Consider the following 14,725-nt stretch of genomic DNA (forward strand, 5'->3'; position numbering starts at 1 on the left):
CGTCGCCTCGCGGCCGTGTTCGGTCTCCGAGGCCGAGCACCGACGGATGTTTGGAGACCAAGGCGACGATCCAGAAGCGTCGCCTCGATCGGCTTATCAGCGGAGGAAGAGCAGAACCTGCTGAACAAACACGGGGTAGTACTGGAAAATGCTCCCATGGCTAGCATCAGGGAAAATGCTTAGCTGTGCGTTGGGAAGCCGGCGCGCAAGCTCGAACGAGTTGATCGTCGGCGCCATCACGTCATTGTCGCCGTTGGCAACGAGAACGGGGTGAGGAATCTCGCTAAGCTTGGAAGGATTTCCCTGCCCCCAGGCATGAATGGCGGTTAGCTGTGCACCGATGGTCTCGTTGCTAATGCTGGCATTCCGATCTGCCGTACGCTCGTTCAGGCGAGCGAGGAAAGCATTCGCCGCTGCTTGGCCGTTGGCACTCTGAGAGAAGAACAGAAAATGCTTCGGATGCTTTCCTGAGGCGCTCGCCTTAGCAAGCGCGTCTTGCAGAACGGCTCCCATGTTCGAGATCCCTTCACCGCCCGCCGGGCCGGAACCGGCGATGATGATCTTACGGACGAGATCGGGCTCTTTCTGCGCGATCACCTGCGCGATGAAGCCACCCAACGAGAAACCCAACAAATCGACCTTGCTCAGACCCAAAGCACGTATGAACGCGACCGCATCGCTGGCCATCGCTTCGACGGACGCTGGCGTTGCGCCTCCAGATGCGCCGACGCCACGATTGTCGAATGCAATGACATGATGTTCAGCCGCCAGGCCATCGATGACCCTGGGATCCCAATCATCGAGCACCGCCGTCAAATGATGGAGGAGGATGATGGGCACACCGCCCTTCTTCCCCAACTCACGGTAGACGAACGGGGTTCCGCCAACATCGATCGATTGGTTAAGGGCATCAACGAAAGACATTTCTCATTCCTCTCAGTTTCAATCGCGGCAGCATCGAAGGCAAATGCAGGACTCCCGGCGTATGTGCGCCGGGAGTTCAACGTCACTTCGCAAGCGCCGCCTTTTCGATGACCGCTGCGACTTCGGCCGCATGAACAACGAGCGAGGCGTGACTGCCCGCGACATCGGTGACGTGGGCATGCATCCGCTCGGCGAAGATCTTCTGCACCTCAGGCGCGATGACTTTGTCCTTGGTGGTGATTACGTAGAACGTTGGCTTGTCGCGCCAAGCCGCCGTATCGACGGGAGCCTCGAAGGCCACGTGATTGAGCGGAAGCTGATGGTTGGCCAGGGATTCTGCAATTTGAGGAGGCAGGTCGGCAGCAACCGCTGACGGGAACACTTTGGGATCGATATAGAGGTTGCCTTTTGCGTCCGGATGAATTGCAGCCGTGCCTTCAGTGGCGGGGCCGCTATCCGACAGGGTCTTCAATGACTGTCCTACATCGGGTGCGAACGCAGAGACATAAACAAGCGCCGAGACTTTGGGATCGTTGCCCGCTTCTGTGATGACGACGCCGCCCCACGAATGACCGACAAGCACAGTCTTGCCGTCCTGCTTTGCGAGCGCCTGTTTGGTAGCATCGACGTCTGCAGCAAGAGACGTCAGCGGATTTTCAACGAGAGTTACGTTGAACCCTTTTTTAGAGAGGATATCCGCTACCGGCTGCCAGCTGGTTTGATCGACAAAAGCGCCATGGACCAGCACAATGTTGTGAGCCGCCCCTTTAGGAAGCTCAGCTGCTTGGGCAGAGGTAACGATTGCTGCTGCGCCGGCCGAAAGAATGGAGGCAGCGGACAGTAGAAGATTTCGCATCGATTGTTCCTTTGGGAAAGTCGGACCGCCCGGGTCCAATGGGTGGCGGGCGCTTCCAGCAGGAACAGGGTTCTTCTGACACCGATTTCGGGATGATCGGTGCACGCCGCTTCAGCCTGCGCGACATCATCTAGGTCGGCGGCATTTCGGACGATAGGCTTCTTCCGTCCGAATATTGTGTCGGATCGTCCGGTGGCTTAGAGTAGCGGGTATGGATGTGCTCGCCGACGTTCTTGATCGTGTCCGCTTCGGGGGAACGCTGCTCTACCACTTTGAGCTCGGGCATCCCTGGAGCTTGGCAGTCTCCAAACGCCCCTACGCGCGGTTCCATTACCTCAGTCGAGGCACAGCCACTCTGTCCGTTGACCAGGGTGAAGAACTGCATTTAAGCGCGGGTGACTTTGTCGTCGTCACGCGCGGCCAACAACATCTGCTCTATTCTGATCGCCTTGAGAAGCCGTTCCCACTCATCAACCTTGAGCGACCAGTAGGACGTCTCGGTGTCGTGCGCCACGGCGGCAATTCCGAGCCGAGAGCGACAATGATCTGTGGTAATTTCACAGTGTCGCAACCCTTGCGCAGCAGTGTTCTTGAATTCCTTCCCCCCGTGCTCGTGCTGCGACCGCCAACGAATGGCGAGGGACTCGATGCGATTCTGCAGCGCATGGTTTCCGAGTCGGCATTAGTGCGACCGGGACAGGACATTGCGCTCTCGCGATTGACGGAAGTCCTCTTTGTCGAAGTGTTGCGCAGCTGGATTACATCGCTTCGTCCGGGAGAAGGTGGATGGCTTGGAGCGATGGGTGATCCACATATTGGACCTGCGCTGCAACTAATTCACGAACGACCGGAAAGACGCTGGACGCTTCAAGAACTAGGAACTCGTGTGGGACTTGGCCGCTCAGCTTTCTCTGCACGCTTCACACAGCTGGTCGGTCAACCAATGCAGCGCTATCTGATCTCGCGTCGGATGGCTGAGGCCGCGCACCTGCTAGAAACGAGCGATGAGGCTATTGCGAAAATCGCAAGTCGCGTTGGCTACGAGACGAGCGCCGCGTTCTCGAAACTCTTTCAAAGGCACTACGGCTCGTCGCCCGGCCGCTATCGCGCAACGCGGGGGAAGACAGACAGCGAACGTTAAACGGTACGACGACGTTGGAGAAGCTTACCGCCAACTTGGCCCTCCCGGACGAGCAATCGATCGGTCTAGAACTGTCGTTCTCGGATGAATTGCAGACGTCGTTTGATAAGCGCGTCTTGCGCATACCGCTGATCGACTCGTGTCCGCTTCCTCGGCACTGCTGACTCCACCGGTCAGGTGTCACGGCGAACCCTGATGTCTGCAACGGGCCAAAAGCGGTTTTGACCGGGAAGACATTTGAGTTCTGCGTGCGTCGAGCAGAATTCGCGTCGAAGGTTTGTGCAAAACGGGTGATGCCCATGATTGCTCTTGGGGCCCTATGACCGCTCATGACGACATCGAAGTGCGAGTCGGCGCGGTGACGCCATGGGTAAGGGATCATCAGTATGCCGTGGATTTGAGCATTCGAACCGTCGCGAGGGTTTCTAAATCATCGCCGACGGCGAATGCGGCCGTCGCGAGCGCAGTTGCATTCAAAGCTCGTGGTGCTGCGGCCACATTCCGGGAGCCCACGGCCACATGAATTGCGATTAACTTGCACCGCCAGGGAATATTTCTTAGGTTCAGAATCGAACTGGTAATAAGTTGGAAGCATGCGCGCTTTACTTAAAATGCTGGCGGTGATCGCACTAACCGTTGTCGGTTGGTCGTCCGTTGCTAGCGCGCATGGCGGTGTGTCTCATGTCGGGCAGCGTTCGTCGCCAAGTTCCGCCGCTAGGTCCTTGCACCAAGCGACGCAAACAAAGTTAGCTGCTGAAACAGTGATCGAAGCTTCGAATGTCGGGGCTCCGATTTCCGATTGCAATGGTCCGTGCTGCTGCCAGGGGATGTCGCACTGCAGCTCCTCGTGTGGCACGCCATCCGCCCTCAACAGCGCGTCAGTCGCTGCGCATGATTTAACTGACGCTGGAGCGAAGGTCCGAGCATTTCTCGGCGGGATCGCGAGTCTTGACCGTAAATTCGGTCTCGAAAGGCCCCCCAGAGTCTAACTGCGCCTTTTTGCGCGCGGCCTAGCAAAGGCCGGTCGTGGCGGCATGATTTAGCGCTACGCGAATTTTTCAGCGAAAAACACAATCGGTCTGACGCGTCATCGTCGAACCTATCGGTTCGTCGTCAGACCTCTCTTCCGCGAGGTACCGATGCTCGTGCGCGTCTTCGTCGCCACGTCTGTTGTCTTAACAATGTCCGCTTGGGGTGAACCACCGCCGCCATGGCCAGTAAGCGGGCCAATGCCGGACCGCCCCGCACGCGTTCCGTCCGCCCATTACAGCAATGTGGGGGCGGGAACCAAGGTCTATGTGCCGGTCGAACCGATGCCATGGGGAGACGCGAACAAGCGCGTCGCCCCTCAGCAATCGAAGCCTAGTCAAAAGGGAAACTAGCCGCGCCGGAATGCGCGATGAGGGGATGGAATGATTTGGGGGAATGATTGGCACACGCGCACGTGTAGACGCACCTGCACTCGTGTCTTGGCCGGGATCTCAGGGCTGCTGCTCGCGGGATGCGCGCATTTTTCGAAGGATGGCGGGATGACACTCGTCGCAGACCAAACTGGCAGCGTGCTCGGCACGCCGGCGGTAAAAATCAGAAATGAAGCGGAAGCCGCCGCTGCGCAGGCGCGGGTCAAATCGCTTTTGTCGGCGCCGTTATCGGCCAAAGCGGCCGTAGAGGTGGCTTTGCTCAATAACCGCACGCTGCAGGCGGCTTACAACGACCTCGGCGTCTCAGAGGCGGAGATGATTGAAGCTAGTGTTCCTCCGGCACCGTCGTTTTCATTCGTACACTTGACCGGCGCAGAGCTGGAGATCGAGCGGCAGGTCACACAAAATATCCTCGCGCTGTTGACGTTACCGCGTAGACGACAGATCGCCGAAGATAGGTTCAAAGTTGCACAGTTGAAGGCGGTTGAGGCGACGCTTCAAACTGCTGCCGAGGCACGCCGCGCTTATTACCGTGCGGTGGCAGCCGCGCAGACAGTAAGGTTCCTAGAGCAATCACGCGCATCTGCCGATGCCAGCTCTGAACTCGCAAAGAAACTCGGCGAGACCGGCGCGATGCCGAAACTCGAACAGGCTCGCGAACATGCCTTTTACGCTGAGGTTAGTGGCCAGCTAGCCGTCGCGCGGCTGAGACAGCGTAGCGAGCGTGAGAAACTCAATAGAGTACTTGGTCTTTGGGGCAGCACACTTGCGTATCGGCTTCCTCAGAAGCTCCCGGCGTTGCCTGCCAGACCGCGCACAGCTCCGGAGATTGAGACTGAGGCGGTGGCGTCGCGTATTGATCTGCAAATTGCGCGCATGAATCTGGTGGCGCTCGCAAAGGATTACGGTCTCACGCGCGCAACGCGTTTCGTCGATGTTCTCGAGGCCAGCGGTGTCGACCGCAATGAAATCAAACCGGGCGAGCGGACGCCGCGAAGCGGTTACGAACTCAGCTTCCAGATCCCGATTTACGATTTTGGCGAGGTAAAGGTCAAACGCGCGGAAGAGACCTATCTCCATGCAGTGAACATGCTGGTTGCCAAGGCAGTCAACGTGCGCGCGGATGCCAGGCAGGCCTATCAGGCATATCGCGGATCTTATGATATCGCACGCTATTACGAGAAAACGATCCTGCCCCTCCGCGAGACAATCTCGGAGCAGACGCTGCTCAACTACAACGGCATGCTCTCGGACTTGTTCGGGCTTCTTACCGACGCCCGCGCACGGATTTCCGCGAATATGCAGGCGATCGATGCCAAACGCGATTTCTGGCTCGCCGACGTTGACCTCCATGTAGCGATGATCGGCGGAGGGGGGCTCGGTGCCAGTCCCGTCGAGGCGCAGCAAGTTTCATCTCAATCCGATTAACGAGGACATGCCGTCATGAGCGTCACGCGTCGTAATTTTCTCGCCACCTCCGGGCTCGCGCTAGCGAGCGTAACACAAGTGACCGGCCGCGTTGCCGCCGCGTCAATTCCGGAAGCGCCTATTCAGGCTTCGCCACTGATGCAACCGCCGCTCCATCCGTCGAGCGGTCCTGATTATCAGCCGGTGGTTACCCTCAATGGCTGGACGTTGCCCTGGCGGCAGAACGGAGATTGGAAGGAGTTCCATCTCGTCGCTGAGCCGGTGGTGCGAGAGTTTGCACCCGGCATGAAGGTCCACCTCTGGGGATATAACGGCCAAGCGCCAGGCCCCACGATCGAGGTGGTTGAGGGCGACAAGGTCCGCATCTTCGTCACCAACAAACTTCCCGAGCACACGACTGTCCACTGGCACGGCATGATCATTCCCAACGGCATGGACGGAGTCGGGGGGCTCACTCAGCCGCACATCCCGCCCGGAAAAACTTTCGTCTACGAGTTCCAGCTCAATGCCAGCGGCACCTTCATGTACCATCCGCACTCCGACGAGATGGTGCAAATGGCGATGGGAATGATGGGCATGTTCGTCGTCCATCCCAAAGACCGGGCGTACCGGCCGGTTGATCGTGATTTTGTCTTCATCATGAGCGCGTACCGCGTCGACGCCGGGGCCTACCTCCCAAAAGTCAACGAGATGCTCGACTTCAACATGTGGACGTGGAACAGCCGCGTCTTTCCCGGTATCGACGTGCTTCCCGTGCGCCTTGGCGACCGCGTTCGCGTGCGCATGGGCAATCTCACCATGACCAACCATCCCATCCATCTGCACGGCCATCACTTCGCGGTCACCTGCACCGATGGTGGATGGGTGCCGGAGAGCGCGCAATGGCCCGAGACCACGGTTGACGTGCCTGTTGGCGCGGTGCGCGCCTTTGACGTGGTTGCGGACAACCCCGGCGATTGGGCCTTCCACTGCCACAAGACGCACCACGCGATGAACGCGATGGGGCACGACGTTAACACCTACATTGGCGTCGATCTCAAAAGCATGAGTCCGAAGATCTCCAAGGCGGTGCCGGATGGCTTCATGCCAATGGGCCAAGCCGGCGGTGCCGATATGGCCGAGATGGAGATGCCGCTGCCTGACAACACCCTGCCTATGATGACGGGCTTCGGCCAATACGGCCCAATAGAAATGGGCGGCATGTTCACAGTCGTGAAGATCAGGGAAGGCCTGGACCGGAACGATTACAAGGACCCGGGCTGGTTCAAGCATCCTGAGGGCACAGTCGCCAGACCCTGGAACGGCAATCTCGCCGATGCTGAGGAGGCTGCGCCCGCCCGCGTCAAGCCCAACGACACGGAACTTCGCGTCATCAAGCCCAAGGGATCGATGAATCACTGATCAGAAAAATCGAGGAGACGTACCATTCATGCTTCTTAAGGCACAATTGTTCGCGGCGGTGATCGCTTTCAGCTGCGTGACGCAAATCGGCACGATGCCGCAACTCATATCTTATGCAGATGCGCATGAAGCAGCAGACGACGATGATTTCGCCGCTGGAGAAGCCGGCGACCCCAGCAAGCCCTTCCGCGTGCAAGAGATCACCATCTCCGAGAAGGACGGGGCGATGCTTTATGAGCCCGCCGAAGTCGACGTGAAGCTCGGAGAGCAAGTGAAGTTCGTCATTCACAATGGCGGTTCGCTGAAGCACGAGTTCCATCTGGCATCGGTGGAGCAGAACGCGAACCACCGCATTGAAATGCAGAAAAATCCCGAGATGGAGCACGACGATCCGAATGTACAGACCGTCCAGCCCGGAAAGGACGCTATTATGCTCTGGCGATTTTCGAAGCCGGGTGAATTCGAGTTCGCCTGTCTAATTCCCGGCCATTACGAAGCTGGGATGCACGGGAAGGCCGTCGTCAAATGACACCGACCGGATGGGGCGAACAACTCAACATCAACTGTGAACTGGAGTTTGTATGATGAAAAGATCGAAAGCGCTTCTTATCTCTAGTGTGGTCGCCTCTTTGATATCCGTTGCGGCGAGCGCGGAAGATGCCAAGTCCCTGCCGATCATCAACGGCGTGGTGAAAAAGATCGACTCAGCTGCCGGCAAGATGACGATCAAGCATCAGGCGATCACCAATCTCGATATGGGCGCCATGACGATGGTTTTTAAGGCGAATGATCCAGCGATGCTGAAAACGGTGAAGGCGGGCGACAAGATCAAGTTCAGCGCTGACAAGATCAACGGACAGATCACGGTCATGATGGTCGAGAAGGCCAAGTGACCGCGCGGATGGCCGGCATGACCCCCGCTGGCCATCCGCAATTCAGACAAAATCAAAATTGAGCTTTATGGAGGCACCCATGTTGTCTCTCTTCACAGGCGTCGTCGTATCGAGCACGCTGCTTGCAACCGCGCCTCAGACGGGAGTCGGTTGGATCACGAGGCCGCACCCGGAACGCTTTTTAGTCTTGGTTGACACACGAACCTACCGCCACTGCCATAACAAGCGCGGCAAATATGCCGTCTGCTTCAAGAAGGATCCGCGCGATCCGCCGCGACCCGTGTCGGAGCAAGCCGGACGGAGAGATCCCGATCAGTCGCAAAGTCATCAACACCACGAAGGTCATTTTTGTGTGCTGTTACCCCGAGCGGGCGGTTGCTCCGTATGGCCTACCATCAGCTTCGCGGCTTCTTGCAGGGGTGCTCTTTACCGAGAACTATTTCCTCTTTCTCTCAGAGGCAGATAACGGACCATGTCGCGGATGCCGTCGATAGATAGATGGCGCCTTGCACGGGCGTTCCTCTGGCGTTCTTCTGTGGAGGTTTTTCAATAGCGCGAAGCCATCGCATGCTGGAGCGCATAGAAGTTTGTGGTACTAACTGCTTAGTCCCATCCGATTCTGGCTACGCTCGATTCCATGAAAACACGAGATCCTAAGTCTGTCGATCTTCCGACCTATGCCGTACTGGTCAGCGCAGTAGGGGAAATCATGGACATACGAGCTCAGCATTGTGGGCCGAGGCCCCTCGACCCTAGGATAATCGGCCGGGCGTACACGCAGGAATGCGCGTCACGTTATCGTCCGGCGATCAAGGAGTTGCTCAACCGAGAGCGTCCGCTTCTGTCGGCCGTAATGCCGCCGCCGACTCTGGGCCTTGATGTTTGGTTTGCGGTTGTGGGCGTGCCTCTTTCCGATTCTAAAGAAAGCGGCGCGTTGTTCGTCCACACGGATATCTCGGCTTGGGTGACGAACTCTGGAGCGCAGAAAGCTCAACCAGAAAAGCTGAGCATGGATCTTGTGCAAAAAGCGATGGCAACAACGTTTGTGCGGCTTGATGCGGAGGAACCGAAGTCGCGCAGATCGAAGATTCATTATGACGGCATCGAAAGTCTGACCGCACGCCAGCGTGACGTCCTGAAGCTTATCGGAATGGGAAAAAGCAATGTTGAGATCGCGCAAGATCTGTCTTGTTCCCTCAACACTGTTAAGCGTCACGTTACAGCCGTGCTTCAGAAGCTCAAGCTCCCAAATCGTACGCGCGCGGCGATGCTCATCAATCAGACGGACTTCAAATCTGAAAATTGAAATCTGAAAATTGATGGCTCAGGCGGCTCCCTGACCGGAATCAATCAGTCGACGGAACTCAGCGTGTATTTCTTGGTAGTTGCGTTCTAGGTAGCGAGAAATTCGCGGGTTATCGGCAAGCTTTCTGAGATACCCGATCGTTAAAACCAAATCCAAGTGGTCGCCGCCGTATGTTTGCTCGACGATTTTGAATTCTTTGTCGAGGCTGGCGGATTCGCGGGCCATCAGGTCCATCTGTCGCTCAGTCAGGCCTTTTACCTTTTTTGGTTTGTCGGGCTCTACAAGGTGCTCTTTAGACGTGCTCGCAAGCAAAGAAGCGGCATATCCTTGGGAGAAGATGTTCATGGAAATCATCAACTCCGCCGCTTCGATTTGCCGAAGGGGGGTCATCTTCTTGAGCACGCCAAACGTGTGAATCGGCACGTGCTTATCTTTTAGCAGTTCCACCACTTCGGGGCATATTCCCTGAAGCATGTGAGTTTTGGCGTGCAACGTTGGCATCCGAATGTCTAACGCCTTTGCGATGGTCTTTTCCGGGACGCCTCGCTCGATTGCTCGCATGATCATCTTGTGTTCTTGGACGCTGGCGAGGCGGCTGATGTGCCTGTTGTACGTGAAGGCTTCGTCGTCAGTGGCGATCAAGCAAACCAGATGTTCATGACCTAGATCCCTGCAGGCCTCTAAACGGAGATGGCCGTCAAGCATGATGTACTTGCCCTTTTGGCCCGACCGGATGACGACAGGTGGTTCTATAATTCCAATCTCTTTGATTGATGAGCAGATTTGCCGGTATTTTATGCCCTTCTTGATCGCTGGCGTTATCTGATGAAGCGGCGCGATATCGTGAATTGATATGTGAAGTGTGGTGCGTTCGAAGCTGAGCTTAACGGGAGCGCGTGCTTTCTGGTTCATTGTGCCGACACTGCTCCTGTTTCGATGCGAGACGCCAAGTTTTTAGGAAGACTGTCTAGGCCTTCGGATTGCAGCAAAGCTTGAAACTGCTGATCGCGAAAAAGCGTGCGCAGCGCGTGCGCAGCAAAAATCAGCTTGTCTTTGGTCGCTGTTGCTTTTCGTATGAGCACTCTCTTTCGGTCGACGTCCTGTTGAAACGTCTTGACGAGAGCATGAGATGTCAGGGCCGTTTGACGCTTCGGGTATTTTGATGGGAAGCCCTTGCCGTACTGGCGGCGGCGATCGATGAGGCGCTTTACCGCCATCAGCTTTCGGCCGCGAAGAATTTTCTTTTCGTAAGCATGTGTGAGCGCTTTCTGCACGCCGACGTCGTCGGATTCCGCTATCTCGATCGCGACGCTAATCGGGATCTGTCCGGCTTCGACGGCTTGTAAAAGCCGTTCTTCCCCGCGATCGAAAAGCCTATTGATGTCGCTGACATAGTTCGAGTGCAAGCCAGTTTTGGTGGCAATCTCTCCCACCGAGTAGCCGCGGATCTTCATGCGTTGAATGTCTTTAAAAAGATCCAGGGCGCCACGGCGACGGCGAGCGCAATTTTCTACCAAGCTTCTAACCAAACAATCATGCTCGTCGGCTTCAATCACGACCGCGGGAATTTGCTTCTCGCCGAGGGCCAAATACGCCTCGTACCTTCCTTGGCCGCACACGAGATCGTATCTCACACCAACGGATTGGATACGTTTAGCTACGGTGATGGGCCGCTTGAGACCTACAACCGAAATGTTGCTCTTTATCTGATCGAACGAACGCGACGAGCGCACGCGAGGATTTAGAACGTCGATTAGATCGACGGAGATTAATTCAATTTCCTGAGCCGCTTCTTCTGTCATGCTGCCAACTCCGCTACCTTGTTCCTGGCTGCGAGTTCGAAGAGAACAGATAAATCTTCTATACGATAAGCCTCGATCCAAATGCCGTTGCTTTCACCCAGCCGGAGCTTTTGTTCGAGGATGTCCATGCGCGGCAGAAGATAGTAATCGCGGGGGCGCTCGTTGGTGCTGTCCATACGCACGGCGATCGTTAGGTCGGGACGCGGATCGCGTTCCAATCTTATGATCCAACGCGGCGTTCCCGCTTGGGTCGCCCGGCACCGGCTAATAGAGATCGAAGCAAACACTTCTTCGTTTATGAGAAGCGTACCGGTATCTTGAAGAACGCGCGCCCGGCCGCCTCGGCTAACGATGCCCTCAACTATGTTTGAAATGATTTCTGGATGAAGGCGGCGAAAGGCCTGATTAATCGCGACATACCGCTCATCGCGGTCCGGAGCATATCCGATCAGCTTGTAAGCACGTCTTAGACCTCCGAAACGACGTGCGTAGCTTTGACTGGAGGGGGCGTTTTCGCACTCGTCAATGATTATTCCCGATAGTTGGCCGTTTGCGTCGAGGATTTGCTGCAAAATCTCGAGCATCTGGTCGTCCGAAAGTTTGGTGGCGCGCCTATCAATTATCTCTCTTGCAGCGATGAAATCTTCGGCAGCTATGACGGGCGCAAAGGCGCCCGTTGCACGTATCCACATGTCCGGAGAGTTGGTGACGTACTTTCTTTTGAGCTTGAAAGAGCGTCGGTTCCAAACGTTGTTGCCGACATATTTCTCGTTCGTGAGGAGTTGGTGGACCGTTCCGCGCGTCCAAGGCCTTCCGTAGTCGGTGAGGAACCCCCGGGCATTTAGAAGCTTTGCGATTTCCGACTCGGAGCGATGATCGCTAATGAAGCTCTTGTAAATCCAGCGCACGGTATCGACTTCTTCGAGCGGCCCGTGGACTAAAATGACGCGATCTGTCTGGATGCTTTTGTGTTCGCCCGGCGCTAGTTCGCCCTTAGCATTTCCCGCTTGGTCGATGAGTTTTCGACGGAGACCGTAGCCGGGTGGCCCGCCTTGTCGAAAGCCTAGCTCGATCAGCCTGCATTGTCCGGCGAACACTTTAGCGGACAATTCGCGACTGTATTCGCCGGCCATAGCCCGCTTAACGCCTTTGACAATTGTCGAGACGGGACTGCCATCATTTTCGAATTGTTCGGCGCAATACTCAACGCGAATGCCGGAGCGCTTGCAGATATACTCATAGTAGGCGCTCTCGTCAGCGTCTTGGAACCGACCCCAGCGGCTAATATCGTAGACAAGAATAGCTTCGAAATCAGCATTATTGGATTGCACATCATCGATGAGCCGCTTCAGGCCGTTCCTGCCATCGATGCGCAGGCCGCTCTTGCCTCGATCGGAATAGGTTTTAACAATCTCGTAGCCACGGCGCGTTGCATACTGCCGGATGGCTTCGGATTGGTTTTCCGTCGAATATTTTTGATGTTCGGTAGACATCCGAACATATTCGGCAGCACGAAATCCCACGGGCTGTTACCCGTTACTTGCTGGATGGACCTTGGGTAGGAATAAGCTACGCTGGTTATGTGACACGGCCAATACAACGTGGAGGCGGTCAGTTGTTTCCTGGTCGTTTCTGATGCCTTTCTGATTTTGCGGTTGTGATTGCCAAAGGACCTGCCTGATGCCATCTGATCCAACGCGCGTCCTCGCAATCATCTATGAACTTGAGCAATCGTCGCCGGACGCGCTGAAAGCGATGGACCGAGACCTGCTGTTCGCTATTCGGAAGACGTTGCTAGATCACAGGCATGAAGTCGATAAGCTGCTTCTGCGCTTGTCCTTTGCTGTCGAACAGAAACTCAACTAACCAGACTTGACCCTGCAGACGAGCCACACGGGCGCCAGCGCAGAAATCCTGTTGCGCGTGGCCTTCTTTGGCGAGAGCTAGCTCAATTGCTAGCAGCGCGCACGAGCCAAGCGACCAGGCGTCCCAATCCCATGGAGGCGGGTATTAGGAGGGCGCGGCGTGGGCTCACCGGCGGTCCACTGCCATAGTCGGTTGAATGCTCATATCCTGAGGGTATTATCTACGTCCCATGCATCGCATCTTTTACGGAGAGGCAAAGACAATTCGCTGCGACCGGCTTCATCCGGCAACGGATCGCGGTTCGACAGAATCACCGTTCTGTTCACTGCGGCAGTTGTGAGCGTGCGCCGCACTGCGGCCCTCCGAGCCGGTGCAAGGTCTGGTGAACCAATGCAAGCTGCTGCTCATTCCATGATTTTGGTGGCTGGTTTTCGGAGCGGTGGTTCATTGAACTCTTCTTCCGTGTCAGGATTGAAAACTTGACTGGGCGACGGCTTGTTCTGTTCATGCGATAGTGCCCAGTATTTGGCCGCATGTTCCAGCGGATTTGAAATTTCTTGGCTATGCCAATAGGCCGGTTCATCGCCGCTTCTGTGCAATTGATCGTGATGGGTAACGCAAAGCGGCACCGTAAACTCATCAGAGACTTTCAGTGACATCGCTCGCGATTGAGCAAAGCGCAAGTGATGCGCCTGCGCTGGGCGTCGACCGCAGATCAGACAAGGCTGGCTTGCCACAAATGCCAGGTGCTGGCGATCGCGGATCCGCTTTTCTTTTGGCAGAAGAAAGGAGCGGGGAGGACGCCCATCTGAGATTGGATGTCTCTCATCGGCGACCGGACTCGATTGAAGCTTGTCTGTCGTTAGGCGGCGGGCCCGATCTTTCAGGGTGCTAATAATTCTCTGATTAAGCTCGCCTCCATGAGGATCGGCAGCGAGCACTTTCATCGTGGCGGCATTAAGGGCCCACAAGGTATACAGATCGTCTATGGTGGCCACTTCCTCAGCTTGGCGAAGCACTTCCTGGCTGAAGGCTAGTGGATCAGTAAAGCTGCACTCTTTGCCGCTCAGGCTGACGACGACGAGTTCGGGCTTGGTGCCTTTTCGCCAACGCTTCTTGCTTCTCGTGACGTGCGTTTGCTCAGGATCGTAGAGTGCCAGCCCAAAGGCATTGCCGAAAGTCGCCAGAGCCCGTTTCGTCGCATCTGTTTCGGCCGACTTGATCGCCACATCGTGGGCGATTTCGGGCTGCGCTGATCGTCCGAGCCCGGTTCCAAAACCATCGCGGATCGTCACGGTATCGCCGCTCCTGACTGTGACGCGGACGCGAGTCGAATAAAGACAAACGGTTTGTCCGGATCGCTGGAGCGTCCAGTGACAGTGCGGAGCAAGCGTCTGGCGATCCCACTGTGCGAAGCCAAAGATACGATTGGCTTCGGCAATGACATGCCATCCTTCGAGATAGGAAAGGCGTTCGCCGTCCATGGTTCGTGTTTTCACGTGACGCCGTTTCAATTTTGCCTTGAGAAGCCGTGTTTGTTCGTCGCTAAATGTCATGTTGAATTACTCGCTACGCAGATTATTTAGTCCTACCTTCCATTGATATGTTTGATCGTCAGTTGTTCGGCTGACCAACATAGTGCTGCCTGTACTCTCGCTTTTTACACGACGCTGCATTGGCAGTGCCG

Annotated in this window: 13 protein-coding genes; 7 read left to right on the forward strand and 6 right to left on the reverse strand. The window is 56.2% G+C overall.

The window, feature by feature from the left end:
- Nucleotides 1–96 precede the first annotated feature (96 nt).
- Nucleotides 97–924 carry an alpha/beta hydrolase gene (locus HYP802_RS0111590; RefSeq protein WP_024275795.1) on the reverse strand — a complete coding sequence of 276 codons (828 nt, stop codon included), beginning with the start codon at nucleotides 922–924 and terminating at the stop codon, nucleotides 97–99.
- A gap of 82 nt (nucleotides 925–1,006) precedes the next feature.
- Nucleotides 1,007–1,780 (reverse strand): alpha/beta hydrolase, encoded by a 774-nt coding sequence (locus HYP802_RS0111595; protein WP_024275796.1) that lies wholly within the window; start codon nucleotides 1,778–1,780, stop codon nucleotides 1,007–1,009.
- Nucleotides 1,781–1,991: 211 nt separating this feature from the next.
- Here HYP802_RS0111595 and HYP802_RS0111605 point away from each other — a divergent pair, with 211 nt between their 5' ends.
- The 6 genes from HYP802_RS0111605 (at nucleotide 1,992) to HYP802_RS0111635 (ending at nucleotide 9,370) form a co-directional block, all read left to right on the forward strand.
- Nucleotides 1,992–2,921 (forward strand): AraC family transcriptional regulator, encoded by a 930-nt coding sequence (locus tag HYP802_RS0111605; RefSeq protein WP_024275797.1) that lies wholly within the window; start codon nucleotides 1,992–1,994, stop codon nucleotides 2,919–2,921.
- Nucleotides 2,922–4,450: 1,529 nt separating this feature from the next.
- Complete coding sequence (locus HYP802_RS0111615) at nucleotides 4,451–5,770, forward strand: TolC family protein (RefSeq protein ID WP_245261495.1); 1,320 nt, start codon at nucleotides 4,451–4,453, stop codon at nucleotides 5,768–5,770.
- Nucleotides 5,771–5,785: 15 nt separating this feature from the next.
- Nucleotides 5,786–7,171: a copper oxidase gene (locus HYP802_RS0111620; protein WP_024275800.1), complete on the forward strand. Its 1,386-nt coding sequence runs from the start codon at nucleotides 5,786–5,788 to the stop codon at nucleotides 7,169–7,171.
- Between the two features lie 28 nt (nucleotides 7,172–7,199).
- A complete protein-coding gene (locus HYP802_RS0111625) occupies nucleotides 7,200–7,700 on the forward strand; it encodes a cupredoxin family protein (protein ID WP_024275801.1) in 501 nt (166 codons plus the stop codon).
- A gap of 52 nt (nucleotides 7,701–7,752) precedes the next feature.
- A complete protein-coding gene (locus HYP802_RS0111630) occupies nucleotides 7,753–8,064 on the forward strand; it encodes a copper-binding protein (RefSeq protein WP_348623349.1) in 312 nt (103 codons plus the stop codon).
- Nucleotides 8,065–8,701: 637 nt separating this feature from the next.
- The gene (locus tag HYP802_RS0111635) at nucleotides 8,702–9,370 is read left to right on the forward strand and encodes a helix-turn-helix transcriptional regulator (protein ID WP_029670954.1); all 669 of its coding nucleotides are present in this window, start codon (nucleotides 8,702–8,704) and stop codon (nucleotides 9,368–9,370) included.
- Nucleotides 9,371–9,388: 18 nt separating this feature from the next.
- Here the strand turns inward: HYP802_RS0111635 and HYP802_RS0111640 are convergent, their stop codons facing one another.
- From HYP802_RS0111640 to HYP802_RS0111650, 3 genes are read right to left on the reverse strand one after another with little or no spacing between them, the layout of a single operon-like run.
- Entirely contained in the window at nucleotides 9,389–10,282 is an 894-nt protein-coding gene (locus HYP802_RS0111640; RefSeq protein WP_024275804.1) for a plasmid partitioning protein RepB C-terminal domain-containing protein, read from the reverse strand.
- The gene (locus HYP802_RS0111645; RefSeq protein ID WP_024275805.1) at nucleotides 10,279–11,172 is read right to left on the reverse strand and encodes a plasmid partitioning protein RepB C-terminal domain-containing protein; all 894 of its coding nucleotides are present in this window, start codon (nucleotides 11,170–11,172) and stop codon (nucleotides 10,279–10,281) included. Before HYP802_RS0111645 ends, HYP802_RS0111640 begins: the two co-directional genes overlap by 4 nt.
- Complete coding sequence (locus HYP802_RS0111650) at nucleotides 11,169–12,695, reverse strand: recombinase family protein (RefSeq protein WP_280949179.1); 1,527 nt, start codon at nucleotides 12,693–12,695, stop codon at nucleotides 11,169–11,171. Before HYP802_RS0111650 ends, HYP802_RS0111645 begins: the two co-directional genes overlap by 4 nt.
- A 157-nt stretch (nucleotides 12,696–12,852) precedes the next feature.
- On the opposite strand from HYP802_RS0111650, the gene HYP802_RS0111655 reads away from it, so the two are divergent.
- Nucleotides 12,853–13,038 (forward strand): hypothetical protein, encoded by a 186-nt coding sequence (locus tag HYP802_RS0111655; RefSeq protein WP_024275807.1) that lies wholly within the window; start codon nucleotides 12,853–12,855, stop codon nucleotides 13,036–13,038.
- Between the two features lie 404 nt (nucleotides 13,039–13,442).
- Here HYP802_RS0111655 and HYP802_RS0111660 read toward each other — a convergent pair whose 3' ends face one another.
- Nucleotides 13,443–14,594, reverse strand: coding sequence for a Rad52/Rad22 family DNA repair protein (locus HYP802_RS0111660; RefSeq protein WP_024275808.1), 1,152 nt, complete (start codon nucleotides 14,592–14,594; stop codon nucleotides 13,443–13,445).
- Between the last annotated feature and the right edge of the window lie 131 nt (nucleotides 14,595–14,725).

The sequence above is a fragment of the Hyphomicrobium sp. 802 genome (assembly GCF_000526135.1).
Taxonomy (GTDB): Bacteria; Pseudomonadota; Alphaproteobacteria; order Rhizobiales; family Hyphomicrobiaceae; genus Hyphomicrobium_B.

What these genes read in the sequence shown, in the direction of transcription:
- HYP802_RS0111590 (WP_024275795.1), bottom strand. Translation starts at nt 924, where the DNA reads ATGTCTTTCGTTGATGCCCTTAACCAATCGATCGATGTTGGCGGAACC.
- HYP802_RS0111595 (WP_024275796.1), bottom strand. Translation starts at nt 1,780, where the DNA reads ATGCGAAATCTTCTACTGTCCGCTGCCTCCATTCTTTCGGCCGGCGCA.
- HYP802_RS0111605 (WP_024275797.1), top strand. Translation starts at nt 1,992, where the DNA reads ATGGATGTGCTCGCCGACGTTCTTGATCGTGTCCGCTTCGGGGGAACG.
- HYP802_RS0111615 (WP_245261495.1), top strand. Translation starts at nt 4,451, where the DNA reads ATGACACTCGTCGCAGACCAAACTGGCAGCGTGCTCGGCACGCCGGCG.
- HYP802_RS0111620 (WP_024275800.1), top strand. Translation starts at nt 5,786, where the DNA reads ATGAGCGTCACGCGTCGTAATTTTCTCGCCACCTCCGGGCTCGCGCTA.
- HYP802_RS0111625 (WP_024275801.1), top strand. Translation starts at nt 7,200, where the DNA reads ATGCTTCTTAAGGCACAATTGTTCGCGGCGGTGATCGCTTTCAGCTGC.
- HYP802_RS0111630 (WP_348623349.1), top strand. Translation starts at nt 7,753, where the DNA reads ATGATGAAAAGATCGAAAGCGCTTCTTATCTCTAGTGTGGTCGCCTCT.
- HYP802_RS0111635 (WP_029670954.1), top strand. Translation starts at nt 8,702, where the DNA reads ATGAAAACACGAGATCCTAAGTCTGTCGATCTTCCGACCTATGCCGTA.
- HYP802_RS0111640 (WP_024275804.1), bottom strand. Translation starts at nt 10,282, where the DNA reads ATGAACCAGAAAGCACGCGCTCCCGTTAAGCTCAGCTTCGAACGCACC.
- HYP802_RS0111645 (WP_024275805.1), bottom strand. Translation starts at nt 11,172, where the DNA reads ATGACAGAAGAAGCGGCTCAGGAAATTGAATTAATCTCCGTCGATCTA.
- HYP802_RS0111655 (WP_024275807.1), top strand. Translation starts at nt 12,853, where the DNA reads ATGCCATCTGATCCAACGCGCGTCCTCGCAATCATCTATGAACTTGAG.
- HYP802_RS0111660 (WP_024275808.1), bottom strand. Translation starts at nt 14,594, where the DNA reads ATGACATTTAGCGACGAACAAACACGGCTTCTCAAGGCAAAATTGAAA.